General features: G+C 56.3%; 17 protein-coding genes. 10 read left to right on the top strand and 7 right to left on the bottom strand.

The annotated features are described in order from the left end of the window. The first annotated feature begins 60 nt into the window (after positions 1-60). Positions 61-1,560, top strand: coding sequence for an inorganic phosphate transporter PitA (pitA, locus tag AC2T6E_RS20025; RefSeq protein WP_042717227.1), 1,500 nt, complete (start codon positions 61-63; stop codon positions 1,558-1,560). Positions 1,561-1,614: 54 nt separating this feature from the next. Here pitA and uspB read toward each other — a convergent pair whose 3' ends face one another. Next, on the bottom strand, positions 1,615-1,950 hold the full coding sequence (gene uspB / locus AC2T6E_RS20020; RefSeq protein WP_003861224.1) for a universal stress protein UspB: 336 nt from the start codon (positions 1,948-1,950) through the stop codon (positions 1,615-1,617). Between the two features lie 283 nt (positions 1,951-2,233). On the opposite strand from uspB, the gene uspA reads away from it, so the two are divergent. Beyond that, entirely contained in the window at positions 2,234-2,671 is a 438-nt protein-coding gene (gene uspA, locus AC2T6E_RS20015; RefSeq protein ID WP_003861223.1) for a universal stress protein UspA, read from the top strand. Between the two features lie 91 nt (positions 2,672-2,762). Here the strand turns inward: uspA and rsmJ are convergent, their stop codons facing one another. Next, on the bottom strand, positions 2,763-3,515 hold the full coding sequence (gene rsmJ, locus AC2T6E_RS20010; RefSeq protein WP_187365558.1) for a 16S rRNA (guanine(1516)-N(2))-methyltransferase RsmJ: 753 nt from the start codon (positions 3,513-3,515) through the stop codon (positions 2,763-2,765). A gap of 7 nt (positions 3,516-3,522) precedes the next feature. Next, positions 3,523-5,565, bottom strand: a complete 2,043-nt coding sequence (prlC, locus tag AC2T6E_RS20005) for an oligopeptidase A (protein WP_126816107.1) — start codon at positions 5,563-5,565, stop codon at positions 3,523-3,525. A 214-nt stretch (positions 5,566-5,779) separates the two neighbouring features. Between prlC and AC2T6E_RS20000 the strand changes: the two genes are divergently transcribed. The 3 genes from AC2T6E_RS20000 (at position 5,780) to AC2T6E_RS19990 (ending at position 9,878) form a co-directional block, all read left to right on the top strand. Continuing rightward, positions 5,780-6,622 carry a 23S rRNA (adenine(2030)-N(6))-methyltransferase RlmJ gene (locus tag AC2T6E_RS20000; protein ID WP_108417662.1) on the top strand — a complete coding sequence of 281 codons (843 nt, stop codon included), beginning with the start codon at positions 5,780-5,782 and terminating at the stop codon, positions 6,620-6,622. A gap of 71 nt (positions 6,623-6,693) precedes the next feature. Then, positions 6,694-8,046 (top strand): glutathione-disulfide reductase, encoded by a 1,353-nt coding sequence (gene gorA, locus AC2T6E_RS19995; protein ID WP_486692992.1) that lies wholly within the window; start codon positions 6,694-6,696, stop codon positions 8,044-8,046. Positions 8,047-8,228: 182 nt separating this feature from the next. After that, positions 8,229-9,878: an alpha,alpha-trehalase gene (locus tag AC2T6E_RS19990; protein ID WP_089598696.1), complete on the top strand. Its 1,650-nt coding sequence runs from the start codon at positions 8,229-8,231 to the stop codon at positions 9,876-9,878. Positions 9,879-10,371: 493 nt separating this feature from the next. On the opposite strand, the gene AC2T6E_RS19985 is transcribed toward AC2T6E_RS19990, so the two are convergent. Continuing rightward, complete coding sequence (locus AC2T6E_RS19985) at positions 10,372-11,961, bottom strand: STY4199 family HEPN domain-containing protein (protein WP_262181894.1); 1,590 nt, start codon at positions 11,959-11,961, stop codon at positions 10,372-10,374. A 148-nt stretch (positions 11,962-12,109) separates the two neighbouring features. Here AC2T6E_RS19985 and AC2T6E_RS19980 point away from each other — a divergent pair, with 148 nt between their 5' ends. After that, the gene (locus AC2T6E_RS19980; RefSeq protein WP_337257066.1) at positions 12,110-12,649 is read left to right on the top strand and encodes a GNAT family N-acetyltransferase; all 540 of its coding nucleotides are present in this window, start codon (positions 12,110-12,112) and stop codon (positions 12,647-12,649) included. 71 nt (positions 12,650-12,720) lie between these two features. After that, entirely contained in the window at positions 12,721-13,059 is a 339-nt protein-coding gene (locus AC2T6E_RS19975) for a lysozyme (protein WP_148401345.1), read from the top strand. Here AC2T6E_RS19975 and AC2T6E_RS19970 read toward each other — a convergent pair. Beyond that, positions 13,038-13,640 (bottom strand): helix-turn-helix transcriptional regulator, encoded by a 603-nt coding sequence (locus AC2T6E_RS19970; RefSeq protein ID WP_148401346.1) that lies wholly within the window; start codon positions 13,638-13,640, stop codon positions 13,038-13,040. The genes AC2T6E_RS19975 and AC2T6E_RS19970 overlap by 22 nt on opposite strands. 173 nt (positions 13,641-13,813) lie before the next feature. Continuing rightward, a complete protein-coding gene (locus AC2T6E_RS19965; protein WP_486692988.1) occupies positions 13,814-14,572 on the bottom strand; it encodes an SDR family NAD(P)-dependent oxidoreductase in 759 nt (252 codons plus the stop codon). Between the two features lie 119 nt (positions 14,573-14,691). On the opposite strand from AC2T6E_RS19965, the gene AC2T6E_RS19960 reads away from it, so the two are divergent. The 3 genes from AC2T6E_RS19960 (at position 14,692) to AC2T6E_RS19950 (ending at position 18,254) form a co-directional block, all read left to right on the top strand. Next, the gene (locus AC2T6E_RS19960) at positions 14,692-15,591 is read left to right on the top strand and encodes a LysR family transcriptional regulator (protein WP_120159392.1); all 900 of its coding nucleotides are present in this window, start codon (positions 14,692-14,694) and stop codon (positions 15,589-15,591) included. A 52-nt stretch (positions 15,592-15,643) separates the two neighbouring features. Continuing rightward, a complete protein-coding gene (gene yhjD / locus AC2T6E_RS19955; RefSeq protein WP_089598703.1) occupies positions 15,644-16,669 on the top strand; it encodes an inner membrane protein YhjD in 1,026 nt (341 codons plus the stop codon). A gap of 262 nt (positions 16,670-16,931) precedes the next feature. Beyond that, the gene (locus AC2T6E_RS19950; protein WP_211447904.1) at positions 16,932-18,254 is read left to right on the top strand and encodes an MFS transporter; all 1,323 of its coding nucleotides are present in this window, start codon (positions 16,932-16,934) and stop codon (positions 18,252-18,254) included. A 93-nt stretch (positions 18,255-18,347) separates the two neighbouring features. Here the strand turns inward: AC2T6E_RS19950 and AC2T6E_RS19945 are convergent, their stop codons facing one another. Continuing rightward, a complete protein-coding gene (locus AC2T6E_RS19945; protein ID WP_486692985.1) occupies positions 18,348-20,390 on the bottom strand; it encodes an AsmA family protein in 2,043 nt (680 codons plus the stop codon). Between the last annotated feature and the right edge of the window lie 24 nt (positions 20,391-20,414).

Here is a 20,414-nt window from a genome sequence, read left to right as displayed (position 1 = left end):
GCCGTGCATTTGTCCTGGATAATGCGCCGCGTTCATGTCCTCAAAATGGCGTAACGTCCTATGCTACATTTGTTTGCCGGCCTGGATTTACATACCGGGCTTTTATTATTGCTTGCTCTGGTTTTTGTACTGTTTTACGAAGCGATCAACGGCTTCCACGACACTGCAAACGCAGTAGCAACGGTTATCTACACTCGCGCAATGCGATCGCAGCTTGCGGTTGTTATGGCGGCGGTATTTAACTTTTTTGGTGTCCTCCTGGGCGGACTGAGCGTTGCGTATGCGATCGTGCATATGCTGCCAACGGATCTGCTTCTCAACGTTAGTTCTGGCCATGGCCTTGCTATGGTGTTCTCAATGCTGCTTGCTGCAATTATCTGGAACCTCGGTACCTGGTATTTCGGCCTGCCTGCATCCAGTTCTCACACTCTCATCGGCGCGATTATCGGTATCGGGTTAACCAATGCCCTGATGACCGGGACGTCCGTTGTTGATGCGCTGAACATCCCGAAAGTGTTGGGGATTTTCGGCTCTTTGATCATCTCTCCTATCGTGGGTCTGGTGGTTGCGGGTGGATTAATTTTCATCCTGCGTCGCTACTGGAGCAACACGAAAAAACGTGCGCGTATCCACCTGACGCCAGCAGAGCGTGAGAAGAAAGACGGCAAGAAAAAGCCGCCATTCTGGACGCGTATTGCCCTGATCATTTCCGCTATCGGCGTGGCGTTCTCTCACGGCGCGAACGATGGTCAGAAAGGGATTGGTCTGGTGATGCTGGTACTGATTGGCGTCGCACCGGCGGGTTTCGTGGTCAACATGAACGCCTCCGGTTACGAAATCACCCGTACCCGTGATGCAATTAACAACGTCGAAGTGTACTTCCAGCAGCATCCTGCCCTGTTGAAGAAAGCGACCGGCGTTGACCAGTTGATTCCGTCTCCTGAAGCGGGTGCCACCACCGCGCCGGGCGAGTTCCACTGCCATCCGGCAAACGCAATTAACGCGCTGGAACGTGCCAAAGGTATGCTGGGCGACATCGAAAGCTACGACAAACTGGCTGTTGAACAGCGTGGTCAGCTGCGTCGCATCATGCTCTGCATCTCTGACGTGACGGATAAAGTCGCGAAGCTGCCAGAAGTGAATGCTGACGACAAACGTCTGCTGAAGAAACTGAAAAGCGATATGCTCAACACCATTGAGTACGCGCCAATCTGGATCATCATGGCCGTCGCGCTGGCACTGGGTATCGGTACAATGATTGGCTGGCGTCGTGTGGCGACCACCATCGGCGAGAAGATCGGTAAGAAAGGCATGACCTATGCGCAGGGTATGTCTGCGCAGATGACGGCGGCGGTTTCTATCGGTCTGGCGAGCTACACCGGTATGCCAGTATCCACCACCCACGTACTCTCCTCGTCCGTGGCAGGTACCATGATTGTTGACGGCGGCGGTCTGCAGCGCAAAACCGTGACCAACATTCTGATGGCCTGGGTGTTTACACTCCCGGCATCCATCCTGCTGTCTGGCGGTTTGTACTGGATTTCGCTGAAGCTGATTTAATCGGTTGAAGGCGATAAAAAAGCGGGTCAGGAAACTGACCCGCTTTTTTTATGCTCAGTGCCAAATCATCAATGCAATCATACTGACCACGACCAGCCCGCACAGGGCACTGGTCAAAATGAACTGACGACGCAGACGCTCGCAACGACGGATAAACTCTTCATCGTGATGATCGCGGTAACGCTGGTAGTAGATGTATCCCACCAGACGCATCTGTTTGCTGGGCTGTCCATGCGAGGTGAAGAACCCTCCACCGTCCACATACTGATAAAGCAACGGATCGCAACCACGAAGTACTACTAACAGCGCACGTAACGATGAGAAGTAGCGCGCCATATTCACTATGCAAACTACGCATAACGCCCAAAACAATGCGACGGTGCTAATCATACATCCTCCCCGGCGTCCGCCCACGAAGCAAGGCTTCTGAGCTACCGAACTCCAATGCCCTGACAGACAGTTCAGTGAAAGAATGACCAAAAGTCGATCCGGTTCGCGTTTTAATATCCGAACGGTTCATTAAATAGTGTAGGAGATCCGTTAATTTTTTTGCCACAAGGTTAATCGTTATCAACACCAAAGCTTGAAAAATATGTTTAACTGGGCCGTAATGAAAGTATCAGACGACGGCTTTCCCCATTAGTCATCGATAACTTAAGGAAGGAGTAACACTATGGCTTACAAACACATTCTCATCGCGGTAGACCTCTCCCCAGAGAGCAAAGTGCTGGTTGATAAAGCGGTATCCATGGCACGTCCCTACAACGCGAAAGTTTCGCTGATTCACGTTGATGTGAACTACTCCGACCTTTACACCGGTCTGATCGACGTAAATCTTGGCGATATGCAGAAACGCATCTCCGAAGAGACTCACCATGCGCTGAGCGAGCTGTCCACCAACGCGGGCTATCCAATCACCGAAACCCTGAGCGGCAGCGGCGACCTGGGCCAGGTGCTGGTTGATGCGATCAAGAAATACGACATGGACCTGGTGGTTTGCGGTCACCATCAGGACTTCTGGAGCAAGCTGATGTCTTCAGCACGCCAGCTGATTAACACCGTTCACGTGGATATGCTGATTGTTCCGCTGCGTGACGAAGAAGACGAGTAAGTGCAAAAAAGCCCGCTGGCGCTAACGCTTACCGGGCCTACAAATGGCACTGAACGTAGGCCGGGTAAGGCGAAGCCGCCACCCGGCTTTTTTATTCTGGCGTTCCCGAATAAATATCAAACCGGTGCCCTTTGGTGGTCACCGCATTGGTCGTGGCAACGTCCGCCAGCGGCGGCGCATAGTCCGGGCGCTTCACCACCACCCGCTTCGTTGCAAGCTGACGGGCAGGCTCCAGCAGGCCATCTGCATCTAAATCCGGCCCCACCAGCGACTGAAACACCCGCATCTCTTTCTTCACCAGCGCGCTTTTCTGCTTATGCGGGAACATCGGGTCGAGATAGACCACCTGCGGGCGAGGGGTGATATCGGTCAGCGCCGTCAGACTGGAGGCGTGAATCAGCTGCAAACGCGCCTGCAGCCACGAGCCGATTTCCGGGTCCGCATAGCCTCGCGCCAGCCCGTCGTCGAGCAGCGCAGCGACCACCGGATTACGCTCCAGCATCCGCACGTGACAGCCGACAGACGCCAGCACAAAGGCATCACGCCCTAACCCCGCCGTGGCATCGACCACGTCCGGAAGATAGCTCCCTTTGATGCCGACCGCTTTAGCTACCGCCTCGCCGCGACCGCCGCCGAACTTGCGCCGGTGCGCCATCGCGCCGCCGACAAAGTCGACAAAAATCCCGCCGAGCTTCGGCTCGTCGCGCTTGCGTAACTCCAGGTGTCCCGGCGTCATCACCAGCGCCATCAGGTTTTCTTCATCGTGCTCCAGCCCCCAGCGGGCCGCCAGAACAGATAAGGCGCCGTCTCCGGCGCCCGTTTCATCTACTAAGCAGATCTTCACGTAACAATCAGCCTTTGATCCCGTAATGCTCAAGCATCGCATCCAGCTGCGGCTCGCGTCCGCGGAAGCGTTTGAACAGCACCATTGGCTCTTCAGAACCGCCGCGGGTCAGGATGTTGTCGAGGAACGACTGGCCAGTTTCGCGGTTGAAGATCCCCTCCTCTTCGAAGCGAGAGAAGGCATCTGCCGCCAGCACGTCGGCCCACAGGTAGCTGTAGTAGCCCGCCGCGTAACCGCCAGCAAAGATGTGGCTGAAGGCATGCGGGAAGCGGCCCCAGGTTGGCCCTGGAATAACGGCAACCTGCTTTTTGATCTCGGCCAGGGTGTCGAGGATTCTCGCCCCCTGCTCCGGGCTGAACTCCGCGTGCAGGCGGAAGTCGAACAGGCCGAACTCCAACTGACGCAGGATGAACATCGCCGCCTGGTAGTTTTTCGCCGCCAGCATTTTATCCAGCAGCTCTTTCGGCAGCGGTTCGCCGGTCTCATAGTGGCCGGAGATAAACGCCAGCGCGTCCGGCTCCCAGCACCAGTTTTCCATAAACTGGCTTGGCAGCTCGACCGCATCCCACGGCACGCCGCTGATACCGGCTACGCCTGCGGTTTCGATGCGGGTCAGCATGTGGTGCAGACCGTGACCGAACTCGTGGAACAGGGTAATCACTTCATCGTGGGTGAAGAGCGCAGGCTTGCCGCTCACCGGACGGTTGAAGTTACAGGTCAGGTAGGCGACCGGCTTCTGCAGGGAGCCGTCGGCTTTACGCATCTGGCCCACGCAGTCGTCCATCCACGCCCCGCCGCGCTTGTTCTCACGCGCGTACAGGTCAAGGTAGAAGCTGCCGCGCAGTTCGTTTTTCTCGTCATAGAGTTCGAAGAAGCGCACGTCCGGATGCCAGACGTCGATATCGGTACGCTCTTTCGCGGTGATGCCATAGATGCGTTTCACCACTTCGAACAGGCCGTTAACGGCTTTGTTTTCCGGGAAGTACGGGCGCAGCTGCTCGTCGCTGATGCTGTAGAGGTGCTGTTTCTGTTTTTCGCTGTAGTAAGCGATGTCCCACGGCTGCAGCTCGTCCACGCCGAACTCCGCTTTCGCAAAGGCGCGCAGCTGGGCCAGCTCTTTCTCACCCTGAGGACGGGCGCGTTTCGCCAGATCGGTCAGGAAGTCGAGTACCTGCTGCGGGTTCTCGGCCATTTTAGTGGCGAGGGATTTATCAGCGTAGCTGTCGAAGCCCAGCAGCTGTGCCAGCTCGTGGCGCAACGCGAGAATTTCCGCCATCACCGGGCTGTTGTCCCACTTACCGGCATTCGGCCCCTGATCGGAGGCGCGGGTGCTGTAGGCGCGGTACATCTCTTCGCGCAGCGCCTGGTTGTCGCAGTAGGTCATCACCGGCAGATAGCTTGGGATATCCAGCGTTAACAGGAAACCGTCCTGCTCTTTCGCTTCGGCCTGGGCTTTTGCCGCCGCCAGCGCGCTTTCCGGCATACCCGCCAGCTCCGCTTCGTCGGTAATCAGCTTCGTCCAGCCCATGGTGGCGTCGAGCACGTTGTTGCTGTACTGGTTGCCCAGCTCGGACAGGCGCGCGGCGATTTCACCGTAGCGAACCTGCTTCTCTTTTGGCAGACCAATCCCGGACAGCTCAAAGTCACGCAGGGCGTTATCGACAGATTTTTTCTGCGCCGTGTTCAGTTCGGCATAGTGGTCGCCGTCGCGCAGGTCGCGGTAGGCTTTGTAGAGTCCTTCGTGCTGGCCGACCCAGGTGCTGTACTCAGAGAGCAGCGGCAGGGTCTGTTCGTAGGCTTCGCGCAGTTCCGGGCTGTTTTTGACCGAGTTCAGGTGGCTCACCGGGGAGAAGATACGCCCCAGCACGTCGTCCACTTCGGAAAGCTTCTGACACAGATTTTCCCACGTGTACGGCGCGCCCTGCGCAACCACGTTTTCTACCGCCGCGCGGCAGTTGTCCAGCGATTGCGTAACGGCTGGAACCACATGCTCAGGGAGGATTTTAGAAAACGGCGGCAACGAAAAAGGCGTCAGTAATGGATTGGTCATAAACGCTGTCCTGTTGAAATAGGTGAATGAAGCGCGCATCCGGCGCTGGGCATATGGGATCTAGAATGGGGTTAAGTGTAGAGGATTTCAATGCCAGACGTTGCGCTTTCGCGGCAGTGGAAACTTTTCTGTATACTGTGGCGATACGCTCTATTTTTGCCCGATGGCGCTGCGCTTATCGGGCCTACGTTTACAACCTGGAACACGTTCACCCATGCTCAGTTATCGCCACAGCTTCCACGCTGGCAACCACGCCGACGTCCTTAAACACACCGTTCAGAGCCTGATCATTGAAGCGCTCAAAGAGAAAGAGAAGCCGTTTCTCTATCTCGACACCCATGCGGGTGCCGGCCGTTATCAGCTGAGCGGCGAGCATGCCGAGCGTACCGGTGAATACCTTGAGGGCATCGCCCGCATCTGGCAGCAGGACGACCTGCCTGCCGAGCTGGAGCCGTACATTGGCGTGGTGAATCACTTCAACCGCAACGGCCAGTTGCGCTACTACCCTGGCTCCCCGCTGATTGCCCGCCAGCTGCTGCGCGAGCAGGACAGCATCCAGTTAACCGAGCTGCACCCGAGCGACTTCCCGCTGCTGCGTTCTGAATTCCAGAAAGATAATCGCGCCCGCGTGGAAAAAGCCGACGGCTACCAGCAGCTGAAAGCCAAGCTGCCGCCGGTCTCCCGTCGCGGCCTGGTGCTGATCGACCCACCTTACGAAATCAAAACCGACTATCAGGCGGTGGTGACCGGCATCCACGAAGGCTACAAACGCTTCGCTACCGGCACCTATGCCCTGTGGTACCCGGTGGTGCTGCGCGCGCAAATCAAACGCATGATCAAAGACCTGGAAGCGACCGGTATCCGCAAAATCCTGCAGATTGAGCTGGCGGTACGCCCGGACAGCGATCAGCGCGGCATGACCGCTTCCGGCATGATTGTGATCAACCCGCCGTGGAAGCTCGAAGCGCAGATGAACAACGTGCTGCCGTGGCTGCACAAAACGCTGGTGCCAGCGGGTACGGGCCACGCCACCGTCAGTTGGATCGTACCAGAGTAATCGCAGCCATCGGTGGAAACTATTGATTTCAGGTATACAATCGCGGCAATTCACGATTAAGGACAAAAGCTATGACTAAGCATTATGACTACATCGCAATCGGCGGCGGCAGCGGCGGCATCGCCTCCATCAACCGTGCGGCCATGTACGGCCAGAAGTGTGCGCTGATTGAAGCCAAAGCGCTGGGCGGCACCTGCGTGAACGTGGGTTGTGTACCGAAAAAAGTGATGTGGCATGCGGCGCAAATCCGTGAAGCTATCCATATGTACGGTCCGGATTATGGCTTTGACACTACCATCAATAACTTCGACTGGGACAAGCTGATCGCCAGCCGTACCGCCTATATTGACCGCATTCACACCTCGTACGACAACGTGCTGGGCAAAAATAACGTCGACGTGATCCGCGGTTTCGCCCGCTTTGTGAACGCGAAAACGATCGAAGTGAACGGTGAGACGATCACTGCCGATCACATCCTGATCGCCACCGGCGGCCGTCCGAGCCACCCGAATATTCCAGGTGCAGAATACGGCATCGACTCCGACGGTTTCTTCGAGCTGCCTGCCCTGCCTAAACGCGTTGCCATCGTGGGCGCGGGTTACATCGCGGTGGAACTGGCCGGGGTGATTAACGGCCTGGGCGCTGAGGCGCACCTGTTCGTGCGTAAACACGCGCCGCTGCGCAGCTTTGACCCGCTGATTGTCGATACCCTGGTCGAAGTGATGAACACCGAAGGCCCGACCCTGCACACTAATGCCGTACCAAAAGCGGTGGTGAAAAATGCGGACGGCAGCCTGACCCTGGAGCTGGAAGATGGCCGCAGCCAGACCGTCGACTGCCTGATCTGGGCGATCGGTCGTGAACCGGCGAACGATAACTTCAACCTGGCTGTAACGGGCGTGAAAACTAACGATAAAGGTTACATCGTCGTTGATAAGTTCCAGAACACCAGCGTGCCTGGCATTTACGCGGTCGGCGATAACACCGGAGCCGTTGAGCTTACCCCAGTAGCCGTTGCGGCGGGCCGTCGTCTCTCCGAGCGCCTGTTTAACAACAAGCCGGACGAGCATCTGGATTACAACCTTATCCCAACCGTGGTCTTCAGCCACCCCCCAATCGGCACCGTCGGCTTAACCGAGCCGCAGGCGCGCGAGCAGTACGGCGACGACCAGGTGAAAGTGTATAAATCGGCGTTTACCGCGATGTACACCGCCGTCACCTCTCACCGTCAGCCGTGCCGCATGAAGCTGGTGTGTGTAGGCCCGGAAGAGAAGATTGTCGGTATCCACGGCATCGGCTTCGGCATGGACGAGATCCTGCAGGGCTTTGCGGTTGCGCTGAAGATGGGCGCAACGAAGAAAGACTTCGATAATACCGTGGCGATCCACCCGACGGCGGCGGAAGAGTTTGTGACCATGCGTTAATCCTGATGCCCCTCTCCTGAGGGGCATTTTTTTAACATTCATAAATCGTTGCAAAACGAATGCTCCGAAAAGAGTGATCTACCGCACATATCCCTACCCTTCTACCGAAGCGAGTGTCTACGCTTATAGGACGCCCGGAAAAACCTGTCTTTAAGAACACACAACCGGAGGTCCTTATCACCATGTTCAACCAGAAGATACAGGCTACCGAGAACATCGAATTCGGGATCGAAGAAGAGCTGCGCTACGAGACCGATCCCTGCGAGTTGAAACTGGATGAGATGATTGAGGCGGAGCCGGAACCGGAAATGATCGAGGGGCTGCCGGCCTCCGACGCCCTGACGCCTGCCGACCGCTACCTTGAACTGTTCGAACACGTGCAGTCATCAAGGCTGTTTGCCGACAGCAAAACCTTCCCCGACTGCGCCCCGAAGATGGATCCGCTGGATATCCTGATCCGCTACCGCAAAGTGCGTCGCCATCGTGATTTTGACCTGGCACGCTTTGTGGAAAACCACTTCTGGATGCCGGAAACCTACGGGACAGAATACGTTTCCGACCCCGGTCTTTCCCTGAAAGAACACATTGATAACCTGTGGCCCGTGCTGACGCGCGAACCGCAGGATCATATTCCCTGGTCGTCCCTGCTGGCGCTGCCGCAGGCGTATATCGTCCCCGGCGGGCGATTCAGCGAGACGTACTACTGGGATTCGTACTTCTCCATGCTGGGGCTGGCGGAGAGTGGCCGTAACGATCTGCTGAAATGTATGGCGGATAACTTTGCGTGGCTGATTGAACGCTACGGCCATATCCCGAACGGTAACCGTACCTACTATCTCAGCCGCTCCCAGCCGCCCGTATTTGCCCTGATGGTGGAGCTGTTCGAGGAGGACGGGGTGCGCGGCGCGAAGCGTTATCTTGAACACCTGAAGATGGAGCACGCCTTCTGGATGGACGGGGCCGAGTCGCTGCTGCTTAACCAGGCCTACCGCAGCGCGGTGCGTATGCCGGATGGCTCACTGCTTAACCGTTACTGGGATGACCGCGATACGCCGCGCGACGAGTCGTGGATCGAGGACGTGGAGACGGCGCGCCACTCTGGCCGTCCGCCGAATGAGGTTTACCGCGATTTACGCGCCGGGGCGGCGTCTGGCTGGGATTACTCCTCCCGCTGGCTGCGCGAGCCGGGCAGGCTTGCCAGCATCCGCACCACGCAGTTTATCCCTATCGATTTGAACGCCTTCCTGTTCAAGCTGGAAAGCGCGATCGCCAATATCTCGGCGTCGAAAGGAGATAAAGAGACGGCCGACCTGTTCCGCCAGAAAGCCAGCGATCGCCGCGCGGCGGTTAACCGCTATTTATGGGATGAAGAGAACGGCTGTTATCGGGATTATGACTGGCGACGTGAAGTCATGGCCCTCTTCTCCGCGGCGAGCATCGTGCCGCTGTATGTCGGGATGGCGACTCATGAGCAGGCTGAACGCGTGTCTGATGCGGTGAAAGCGCGGCTACTGACGCCGGGCGGAATTCTGGCGACCGAGTACGAAACCGGCGAGCAGTGGGATAAACCCAACGGCTGGGCACCGCTGCAGTGGATGGCGATTCAGGGGTTCAAGCAGTATGGCAACGACTCGCTGGGCGACGAGATCGCCTGGAGCTGGCTGCACACGGTGAACCACTTCTATAAGACGCACCACAAGCTGATTGAGAAGTACCACATCGCCAGCAGCACGCCGCGTGAAGGCGGGGGTGGGGAGTACCCGCTTCAGGACGGCTTCGGCTGGACGAACGGCGTAGTGCGGAGGCTGATTGGGCTGTATGGGGAGCCTTAAGCGGGGTGCGGTTAGGTGCCCTCACCCCGGCCCTCTCCCTGTGGGCTGAGGGTTCCCCAAAAAATAATGCCTGCACGGACGACCCCCTCTCCCTTGAGGGAGAGGGCTGGGGTGAGGGGGAACATACGACTCTGGCGGTCATTCCGTTCACTTTATGTTCCTTGCTACTCTGTAACGACATGACCGGTGAACGTGCCAGGGTGGCTCAGTCGCCACCACCCTGGCGACCCAGGCTCCCGGCGGTAAATCGCCGCTTCGCGGTCCCCTCGGCTTATTCCTTCCGGCTTATCGGGGACGGGCGGAGGTAACATCCCTGTAAAGCCCGCCCTCTCGGCGCATCCCTGCGCCTCGCCCCGGCCTGCAGGAAACGCCTCAGCGATTTACAGCCGGACCAGAGCATCGCTGAAAGCCTTCAATCGTTCTGAAACAACTTTATTGCTTCTGTTTAAACATTACTGAGCATTCCTCAGCCCTGCGGGAGAGGGAGACACAATCAGCGAATCACCTCATAAATGGCGGTCTGAATAGACTGCCATTTTTTCGTTTCAGAGCCCGGCTGTGCCTGCGCGCGGCGCTTCGCCATATCCGCGTCGTGCTGCTGGCGCTTCACAACAGCGGGTACGGTGCAAAACGCTTTTAAATAGTCTTTACGCGTTGACGTCAGAGACTCACCGTTCGCCATCGCGTGGCTAAGCGTGTTGATAAAACGACGGCACGGCTTCTCTTCCACCATGTTTTTCCGATAGCGCAGCATCAGTTCAAGCACGTCGTCATGGTCTGACGACATCGCCTCTTCCGTCCAGGACAGCTTCCAGTCCATGCCACCCTGCAAGAAAAGCAGCGCCACGCGGGTGTCATTGCGGTTGATGGCTGAACGGAAATTATTCTCGTCCCAGGTGACGCCCATGCGCGTCAGCGTCTCACGCGAGGAAGGCGTTTCACGCATCTCCTCTACTGGAGGCGTGGCTGCGGCATTCGCCGCGACGTGCTGCGGTTTGCCGCTGGTCACAAGCCAGACGCCCCCGGCAATAATCGCGATAACCATGACGCCAACCGCGCCCCACAGCACGCCGGAAATGAGCTGCTCGCGCTGTTCAGGCGTTCGCGGCGCGCGCTGGGTGGGCTTTTCAATGCTGTCACGCACCTCGAACAGATCGCCGCCCGTGACCCGGTCCATTTTCTGCGCCTTTTCCCAGAATGAATGCAGTTCGCTGGCATCCACGGCCAGTAATCCCGCCGGATTGACGCGCGTTCTTCCCTCTTCAAACGCGCGCTGAACGGGTCGGGTGACTTGCGTATAGTAGCGATCGAGAAGCAGGATTTGCGCGGAACTTAATGCCCGCTGCACGGTAATGCTGTTGCGGATTTGTCGGATGTCATCAAGGAAGGTTTGCAGGGTTATGCGCGGCTCCACCAGCAGCGTCAGCATGGCGGGATCGCTAAACAGTGACGCGTAGTAACGGCTAAATTCTTTTTTATCCACCAGCAGCTGCGCCAGCTCGCTGAACATCATGCCGCTCAACACATCGTTAATGTCGCCCAGCTTCAGCCAGCGACGAACGCGATCGGCATTGAACAGAGTCTTGAGATGGTTATTGAGCCGCACCTGATCGGGCCACGCCTGCTGGATCAGCCCCTTCATCATCAATTCGATAGCACGGACCTGCTTATGCGCCTGCTGCTGTTGGATTTCGCTACCGTGCGCCAGCTCGGTGTTGTAAGTCAGAAGAGGCTGCTGGAGACGAAGATGCTCCAGAGTCGTCACAAACCGCATCGCCGCAATCAGCTGATTTTCAGTGACATCCTGCCCGCTTTCATACTGAGGCACGCGCTGCTGCAGCAGGCGCAGCTGTAGCGTAAATGTCGACATTTCAGCGTCGTTCAGGTTGAGTTGCTTCGCAACAGCAGTCCATCCCCCCAGACCTAAGCGGGCACTGTCCAGCTGTTCCAGAAACCAGCGTGGATCTTTTCCTTCAGAAGCATGTACATTCAGCAGGAGCAGAATTTCGACTGACGCCTGACGAATAACCGCAAGACAGTGTTCAAACTGTTCGCGAATGGGGTGTGATGTGCTGAGAGTCATTGTATTCCTTCAGAGACAATGAAAACGCCTGGGCCAGGCATGAAACAGCCTTTTTTTCTTTTATTTATACGACGTTAAACATACCTGACTTTCTGTTGAAATAAAGTGACAACCTTATAATCATTTAAAATGTTTCAGGAGAATCTGAATGCCCGTATTAACGACCGCGCGTCTCACCTGTTCACCGCTGCACGAGCAGGACTGGCCATTTTTTCTCGCGCTACAGCACGATCCCAACGTGATGCGCTTTGTGGCGGAAAACCGCCCTCTGGCAGAGATCCGCGCCGCGTTCGATTCTCGTCTCGTCCCATGGTCGCCGGGCAGCGCGCACTGGCTTTGCCTCACCGTGCGTGATACAGCCTCGCAGGCTCCGCTGGGCGTCACGGGTTACATTCATCGGGAAGAAGATTGTGCCGAAGTCGGATTCCTTTTCGCCCCTGCGGCACACGGTAAAGGTTACGGCTTCGAATCGCTGCGGGCGCTTTGCGATTATGCCTTTCTTCAGGGCGGTATTCGTCGGCTTACCGCAACCGTCACGGCGGGAAATATCGCGTCAAAGCGTGTACTGGAAAAAACAGGTTTTCAACTGGAAGGCGAACTGCGCGAGAATTATTACCTTGGCGATCAGTGGCAAAATGACTGGCTATTTGGCTTATTGAAGCATGAATATCTGAATAATAATCCCTGAGCAATAGCCATTTGGCGGATATTTCTCCCGCGTCGTTTCCTCTACAGTGTTGCCATTAAGAGGAAACGAATATGCCAGGTTCTACGCTAAAGATATCGTCTGCTGCGATTGCGTTAATTAAAAAAAATCAGGGGCTTTCCCTGGAGAAATATCGTGACATAAACGGAATATGGGTTATCGGATATGGTCACGTCATCCACCCGCGGGAAGATTTTCGCCGTCTTATCACCCCCATCGAGGCAGAATATTTGCTCCACGGCGATTTGCAATTATGCGAGGCGCTGCTGCGGGAAAATGTGACGCTCCCCTTAACCCAACAGCAGCATGACGCGCTGATATTAACGATATTCAGCTTCGGTGAAATACCGACGCGGGTAAAAGCATGGCTTCAGGCCGTTGAACGGGTGTAGTACATGGCCGCCTGCGTTCTGTTTTTGACATCCAGCCGACGGAAAAGCGCTTCCAGATGGGCTTTTACCGTTGCCGCGCTGATATTCAGGCTGCGGCTAATTTCCTTATTTGACTCCCCGGCAGCCAGGCGTTTCAACACTTCACGCTGACGCTCGCTTAGCGTTAATAAAGCCTCCTGCGAAGCCTGCTGCCTGAGCCACTCCCCGGGAAAACAGATCATCCCTCTGGACACGGAATCCAGCACGGCGGCGAATCGCTCCGGGTTCGCATTGCGGGGAATAATCGCCATCACGTTTCGCTGCCTCACCTGTTCAATCCATCGGCTCTCTTTTTTCGCCAGAACCATCACCACGCGGAGTGCCGGGAAGCGATGTATGATTTCCTCCAGGAAAGCGATGCCCTCTTTCTGAATTAAATCCCCGTCAATCATCACGATAGCGGCGGGTGACGCGGACAACTGCGCCCATAATTCATCAGCCTGACTGATCCCCGTCATATCTATTTCCGGAATTAACTTTTGCAGACTCTGTATCGCTCCATGAATAAATATCGACTGCCTGTCAAACATGATTACTCGCATCGTTTTTCTCCCTCTGAGAATAGCGAGGGGGGATTCTACAGAGGCATTATTTGAGAAAAAACTCAATGAATGGAGAGGTTACAAATCCACCCGTTTTCTTTATATCTACCCGTATCTGGACACATTTGTCTTAAGGATTTCCTTAAGAGGTTCCCTCCCCTTAAGCGTGCGGCTTAGAGGAACATACCGCCTGACACTTCAATACGTTGCGCGTTCATCCAGCCCAGTTTGTCGCTAAGCAGGGCGGCAATGGCATCGCCAATGTCGTCCGGCAGGCCCACGCGACCCAGCGCCGTCTGCGACGCCAGCAGTTGATTAAGCTCGGCGTTGTCACGCACGCGTCCGCCGCCAAAGTCGGTTTCGATCGCGCCGGGGGCAATAATGTTGACGGCGATCCCGCGCGCGCCCAGCTCTTTCGCCTGATAGCGGGTCAGCACTTCCATCGCCCCTTTCATCGCCGCATAGGTACCCGAGCCCGGCTGGGTGAAACGGGCCAGACCACTGGAGACGTTCAGAATGCGCCCACCATCCTTTATCAGAGGCAGCAGGGTCTGAGTCAGGAAGAACGGTCCTTTAAAGTGGATGTTCATTGCGTCATCAAACTGAGCTTCCGTCGTCTCGGTAAAGGGTGCATATAAACCCGTGCCCGCGTTGTTTAATAAATAATCAAAGGTGTCACGTTGCCAGACCGTCTTCAGGCTTTCCTGCACTTTTTTAGCAAAGTCACCGAAAGTGGAGATTTCGCCGACGTTAAGCTGTAATGCCACCGCCTTAACCCCTTTTTGCTCAATTTCACGCACGACGTTCTGCGCTTCCCGCTCGCTGCTGTTATAGGTCAGGACGATCCCCGTCCCTTCTGCCGCCAGCTTCAAAACCGCGTTTTTACCCAGGCCACGGCTACCACCTGTCACTAATGCAATACGTTCACTCATGGGAAACCTCGTTTCGGCTGTTATGGAGATTGAGAAAGAGCTTATTAGGTGATAGAAAATCAATAAAGACAGTGGATAACGCTTCACTGTTTCATTAAGAACAACAATGAGCGCCGCCTATGGATAAAATTCACGCAATGCAATTGTTCATCCGTGTCGCAGAACTGGAGAGTTTTTCCCGCGCGGCGGAGACGCTGAGCCTGCCAAAGGGCAGCGTTTCGCGGCAAATCCAGGCGCTGGAAAACCAGCTGGGCACCCAGCTATTGCACCGTACCACCCGTCGCGTCAGCCTGACGCAGGATGGGATGGTCTATTACGAACGCACAAAAGATCTGCTGGCAAACCTCGACGAACTGGACAGCATGTTCCTTCATGACCCTTCCAGCATCAGCGGGCGGTTGCGTGTCGATATGCCCGTTGGCGTTGCACGAAATTTAGTCATCCCCAAACTGCCCGCCTTTCTGCAACAGTATCCCGGCATCGAACTGGAACTCAGCAGCAGCGACCGTCTGGTGGACGTGGTTCGCGAGGGGTTTGACTGCGTGGTGCGCGTGGGCACGCTGAAGGATTCAGGGCTGATAGCCCGACCGCTAGGCAAGCTGTCCGTCATCAACTGCGCCAGCCCGGCGTATCTGACGCGCTTCGGTTATCCCGAGACGCTGGACGATCTGGCTTCACATGCGGTGATCCACTATGCCGCCACGCTGGGCACACGCCCGCAGGGCTTCGAGTTTTATAACGGCAGCACGACGCAGTGGGTCAAGACGGGCGGTGTATTAACGGTCAACAGCACGGAGACCTACCAGGCTGCCTGCCTTGCGGGGTTAGGTATTATTCAGGTTCCGCGGGTTGGAGTACGTGATTTACTGCGCGCGAAGAAACTGGTTGAGATCCTCCCGCAGTACCGGGCGGAACCGATGCCCGTTTCGCTGATTTATCCTCACCGCCGTAACCTCTCCCGCCGGGTACATCTGTTTATGGAGTGGCTAACTGAACTCACGAAAGCTTACGTGGACTAGTCGCAAGCTATAATTCAAAAACACATCCAGCTCAACGAAAAGGAAAATGCGCGTGACGCCGGAAAACAATCCGCAACGACCGACTCAACATTTAGAGTATGAACCCATCAAGAAGATGGAAACCGAGCCTGAAGCGCCCGCAACGCCTGGGACAGCCAGCAAAGCGCTGGGCACGGTGACCAGCATGGCAGAAAAGATCCAGCAGCTTCCCATGATTGCGCACCTGATACGCGCCACGGAACGGTTTAACGACCGCATGGGGAATCAGTTTGGGGCGGCCATTACTTACTTTTCTTTCTTATCGATGATCCCGATCCTGATGGTGTCGTTTGCTGCCGCCGGTTTTGTGCTGGCGTCACACCCGACGCTGCTGCAGGACATTTTCAATAAGATCCTGATTAACGTCAGCGACCCAACGCTCGCCTCCACGCTGAAAAGCACCATCAATACCGCCGTACAGCAGCGTACTACCGTTGGTATCGTCGGTTTACTGATTGCCCTCTATTCCGGCATTAACTGGATGGGCAACCTGCGTGAAGCCATTCGCGCCCAGTCGCGCGACGTGTGGGAGCGCACGCCGCAGGATCAGGAGAAGATTTGGGTTAAGTATTTTCGTGATTTTGTCTCGCTGATTGGTCTGCTCGTGGCGCTGATCGTGACGCTTTCCATCACTTCCGTTGCAGGTTCGGCGCAGCAGATGATCATCTCCGCGCTCTATCTTGATTACATCGAATGGCTGAAGCCCGCATGGCGCGGGATTGGCCTGGCTATCTCCATCTTTGCCAACTACCTGCTGTTCTTCTGGATCTTCTGGCGCCTGCCGCGCCATCGTCCGCGTAAGAAAGCGCTCATTCGCGGGACGCTCATTGCGGCGATTGGCTTTGAGGTGATCAAAATCGTAATGACCTACACCCTGCCGTCGCTGGTGAAATCCCCGTCCGGCGCGGCGTTTGGCTCCGTACTGGGGCTGATGGCGTTCTTCTACTTCTTCGCTCGCCTGACGTTGTTCTGCGCGGCGTGGATCGCCACTGCCGAGTATAAAGATGACCCGCGCATGCCGGGAAAAACCCACCGCTAAGCCCCCCTGTCGGGCTGATATTTCAGCCCGACCAATCATTTCAGCATATAAATCCAGACCGTAACTTTTATTTAACCAAAAACCAGTTTTAATCACTAATATTTGAAAAGTGTGAAGCATTTCATGGAAGGTATTTCGCTGGTCTGAAAATTATCCGCTTTTTGTTGCTTTTATCACCGCCTCGCGACTTTGTTACAGATTGAAATGTCGCTTTTGCTATGCGTAATATGGCCTTTCGTTCGTCCAAAAATAAGAAAATATTATGCAAGCAACAGCCACAACACTTAACGAAGGGGCGGAAAACGTTCCGGTCAACTCGCGTAACAAAGTTGTCGTCGCATCGCTGATTGGCACCGCCATTGAGTTCTTCGACTTTTATATTTATGCCACCGCAGCGGTTATCGTCTTCCCGCATATTTTCTTCCCGCAGGGCGATCCGACGGCGGCAACGCTACAGTCTCTGGCAACCTTTGCTATCGCCTTCGTGGCGCGTCCAATTGGTTCAGCGGTCTTTGGTCACTTTGGCGATCGCGTTGGCCGCAAAGTGACGCTTGTGGCATCGCTGCTGACGATGGGGATCTCCACCGTGGCCATCGGTCTGCTGCCAACCTATGAGACCATCGGCATTCTGGCACCGGTTCTGCTGGCGCTGGCGCGTTTTGGTCAGGGTTTGGGCCTGGGCGGTGAATGGGGTGGCGCGGCGCTGCTGGCCACCGAGAACGCCCCGGCGCGCAAGCGTGCGCTGTATGGCTCATTTCCGCAACTGGGCGCACCGATTGGCTTCTTCTTCGCGAACGGCACCTTCCTGCTGCTCTCCTGGCTGCTGACGGATGAACAGTTCATGAGCTGGGGCTGGCGTATTCCGTTTGTCTTCTCTGCCGTACTGGTGCTGATTGGTCTGTATGTGCGCGTCTCTCTGCACGAAACGCCGGTCTTTGCCAAAGTCGCGGCAGCGAAAAAACAGGTAAAAGTCCCGCTGGGAACGCTGTTGACCAAACACGTCCGCGTGACCGTGCTGGGCACCTTTATCATGCTGGCGACGTATACGCTGTTTTACATCATGACCGTCTACTCAATGACGTACAGCACCGCCGCCGCGCCGGTGGGTCTGGGTCTGCCGCGTAACGAAGTGCTGTGGATGCTGATGATGGCGGTGATTGGCTTTGGCGTGATGGTGCCGATTGCGGGTCTGCTGGCGGATAAGTTTGGTCGCCGCTCAAGCATGATTGTGATCACCACGCTGATTATTCTGTTCGCGCTGTTCGTCTTCCCGCCGCTGTTGGGTTCCGGTAGCCCTGCACTGGTGATGGCGTATCTGCTGATTGGCCTGAGCCTGATGGGCCTGACCTTCGGCCCGATGGGTGCGCTGCTGCCGGAGCTGTTCCCGACGGAAGTGCGTTATACAGGCGCGTCGTTCTCCTACAACGTTGCCTCTATTCTGGGCGCGTCCGTTGCGCCGTATATCGCTACCTGGCTGCAGGCGAACTATGGTCTGTTCTACGTGGGCGTCTATCTGGCGGCCATGGCAGCACTGACGCTGATTGCGCTGCTGCTGACGCACGAAACTAAGAACCAGTCACTGTAAGCTTATGCCGGGTGGCGGCTACGCCTTACCCGGCCTACGATTCAAATGTAGGCCGGGTAAGCGCAGCGCCACCCGGCAAAAACAGGCTGCACCTTACTTCTTCATCTGCGCCAAAATGTTCCGGCACTGATTGGCATCCCCTTCTGACGGCGAAATCAGCGCCAGCAGCGCCGCAGCGGGCGTCACCAGCGTGGCAAGCGCTGCCGCTACCGCACCGCGCGCAATCAGCGGCCCGGGCTTCACGCCCGCCTGCGGATTTTTGAAGGTGCCGCGCACGTAGAGCGGCGAGCGCAGGGTGATGATACGTATCCCCTTACTTTCCGGGTCGATGGTGAGATCAAGTTGCTCAGAGGCCATACTGGCCGTCCCGGTCACGTTGATCACCGCATTCTCCGTATCGAAGGCGAAGATCTGCGGGTGCGCCACGCCGTTGACCAGATCCACGTTTGCCGCCGCACAGTTCACGCGGACTTCATCGTCGCCGAAAATCTGGCCGATGATAAAGTTACCGACGTTAAGCCCCAGAATTTCCATCAGGTTGCGGCTGATCAGCCCGTCGTTCATCAGCAGTTTCAGGTTACCATTACCGCTGCCCAGCAGCGCCGCCACGGAGTTGCCCACGCCGCGAATGTCGGCATCGCCGTTCATCTCACCGAGGGTTTTCTGCATCAGTTCGACGTCAGGCATCAGCTCTTTTAGCTTAAGCCTGCGCGCCTGAATCTCTGCCCGTCCCTGCATCGGCTTTTTGTCGCCTTCCAGATGAATGTTCGAGGAAATCGTCCCGCCCGCCATGCCAAACTTGAGCGGCTGCAGGCGCAGATCGGCGTTTTTCAGGATGATATGCGTCGAGAGATCGCTCAACGGCAGCGTGCTGCCATGCTCAATTTTGCGCCCTTTGAAGCGGACGTCCGCATCCATCACGTCCCACTTATCGGTCTCAAAGCGATCGTAAGGCAGTACTTTTCCCGCAGGCTGGATGTCCTTTTTCACCTCTTTTGATTTGGTGCCTTTGCCGGAATCCACGCCAATCAGCGGGCCGAGATCGGCCAGACGCAGCTGACGGGACTCGACGTCACCTTCCAGTTTCGGACGCGGTTTGCCGGTGGTGTAGGTCAGCGAGCCGTGAATATCGCTGTCGCCAATGCGGCCGTTGAAATCCCTGTAGTCAAAGACCGACGATTTCTCGGTGTCGATTTTTGCCACCAGATGTCCGTCCGTTTCAAACGGTGGGGTATCCGGCAGCAGCACGCCGGTCAGTTCATACAGCTCACCCAGCGAATCACCGGCAAACTTCAGCTGCAGGTCAACACCGCCCATGTTCATCGGGTCGTTAACCGTGCCCACGAACGCCACGCGGGTGTTACCGGAACGGAAATCCGCCTGCACCGGGAACGGTGTGCCCTCGCTCCTGAGCGCCAGCATGCCGCCAATCTTCCCTTTCCCGGTCAGCGGCTGGTCGTTATAGCGCCCTTTTGCCGTCAGACCGAAAACGTAATCGCCCGCTTTTGCGCTGTCGCCTTTGGCCTTGCTGCCCGTGACTTCGCTAAACGGCAGTGGCTTGCCGAGCGGATCGACCAGGATCTCCACGTCTGCTTTGCTGACCTTATCGTCAATGGCGATCCGCCCGCGATCGAAAAGAATGTTATCAAGGCGGAATGACCACGAAGAGGGCTGCGCATTGGGATCTTTCTCGCCGTCGCTGGCAAGGTTAAACGTCCAATTGTTGTTCTTTTCAGAAAGGCGGATCAGGCGTGCGTCGGGCTGCTGGAGTTTGATCCACGGCAGGTAAACCGTTTTGGTCAGCAGCGCGAGCGGTGCCAGCGTGGCTTCAACGCGCGGCAGGTGAACCATTGTCACGTCAGGGATGTCCGGCGGGTTGCCAAGAATAATGTCATCGGCGTGAACGTGCGGCCAGGGCACCCAGCTTCGCCAGCCGGTCTCCTCTTTCTGCCGTTCCCATACCACACCCAGATCGCCGCGTATGGCAAAGGGTCGGTTCAGCTCAGTTGAGACTTTCTGGTTGATGGTCGGCTTAAGACGGTTCCAGTCGAATGTCGCAATAATGATGAAGGTGACCGCGATCAACAACAAGAAAATCCCTGAGATCCAGGCGATAACCCTGGTTGTCTTTGTCATTTTTGTCCCCTTTCCTGATGACCT

The sequence above is a fragment of the Enterobacter sp. B79-1 genome (assembly GCF_057444735.1).
Note: the sequence above shows the minus strand (reverse complement) of the source record. Positions and strands in the feature narration are given on the sequence as shown.

Coding starts and splice junctions, on each gene's coding strand:
- pitA (WP_042717227.1), top strand. CDS start 61: ATGCTACATTTGTTTGCCGGCCTGGATTTACATACCGGGCTTTTATTA.
- uspB (WP_003861224.1), bottom strand. CDS start 1,950: ATGATTAGCACCGTCGCATTGTTTTGGGCGTTATGCGTAGTTTGCATA.
- uspA (WP_003861223.1), top strand. CDS start 2,234: ATGGCTTACAAACACATTCTCATCGCGGTAGACCTCTCCCCAGAGAGC.
- prlC (WP_126816107.1), bottom strand. CDS start 5,565: ATGACCAATCCATTACTGACGCCTTTTTCGTTGCCGCCGTTTTCTAAA.
- AC2T6E_RS20000 (WP_108417662.1), top strand. CDS start 5,780: ATGCTCAGTTATCGCCACAGCTTCCACGCTGGCAACCACGCCGACGTC.
- gorA (WP_486692992.1), top strand. CDS start 6,694: ATGACTAAGCATTATGACTACATCGCAATCGGCGGCGGCAGCGGCGGC.
- AC2T6E_RS19990 (WP_089598696.1), top strand. CDS start 8,229: ATGTTCAACCAGAAGATACAGGCTACCGAGAACATCGAATTCGGGATC.
- AC2T6E_RS19985 (WP_262181894.1), bottom strand. CDS start 11,961: ATGACTCTCAGCACATCACACCCCATTCGCGAACAGTTTGAACACTGT.
- AC2T6E_RS19980 (WP_337257066.1), top strand. CDS start 12,110: ATGCCCGTATTAACGACCGCGCGTCTCACCTGTTCACCGCTGCACGAG.
- AC2T6E_RS19975 (WP_148401345.1), top strand. CDS start 12,721: ATGCCAGGTTCTACGCTAAAGATATCGTCTGCTGCGATTGCGTTAATT.
- AC2T6E_RS19970 (WP_148401346.1), bottom strand. CDS start 13,640: ATGCGAGTAATCATGTTTGACAGGCAGTCGATATTTATTCATGGAGCG.
- AC2T6E_RS19965 (WP_486692988.1), bottom strand. CDS start 14,572: ATGAGTGAACGTATTGCATTAGTGACAGGTGGTAGCCGTGGCCTGGGT.
- AC2T6E_RS19960 (WP_120159392.1), top strand. CDS start 14,692: ATGGATAAAATTCACGCAATGCAATTGTTCATCCGTGTCGCAGAACTG.
- AC2T6E_RS19950 (WP_211447904.1), top strand. CDS start 16,932: ATGCAAGCAACAGCCACAACACTTAACGAAGGGGCGGAAAACGTTCCG.
- AC2T6E_RS19945 (WP_486692985.1), bottom strand. CDS start 20,390: ATGACAAAGACAACCAGGGTTATCGCCTGGATCTCAGGGATTTTCTTG.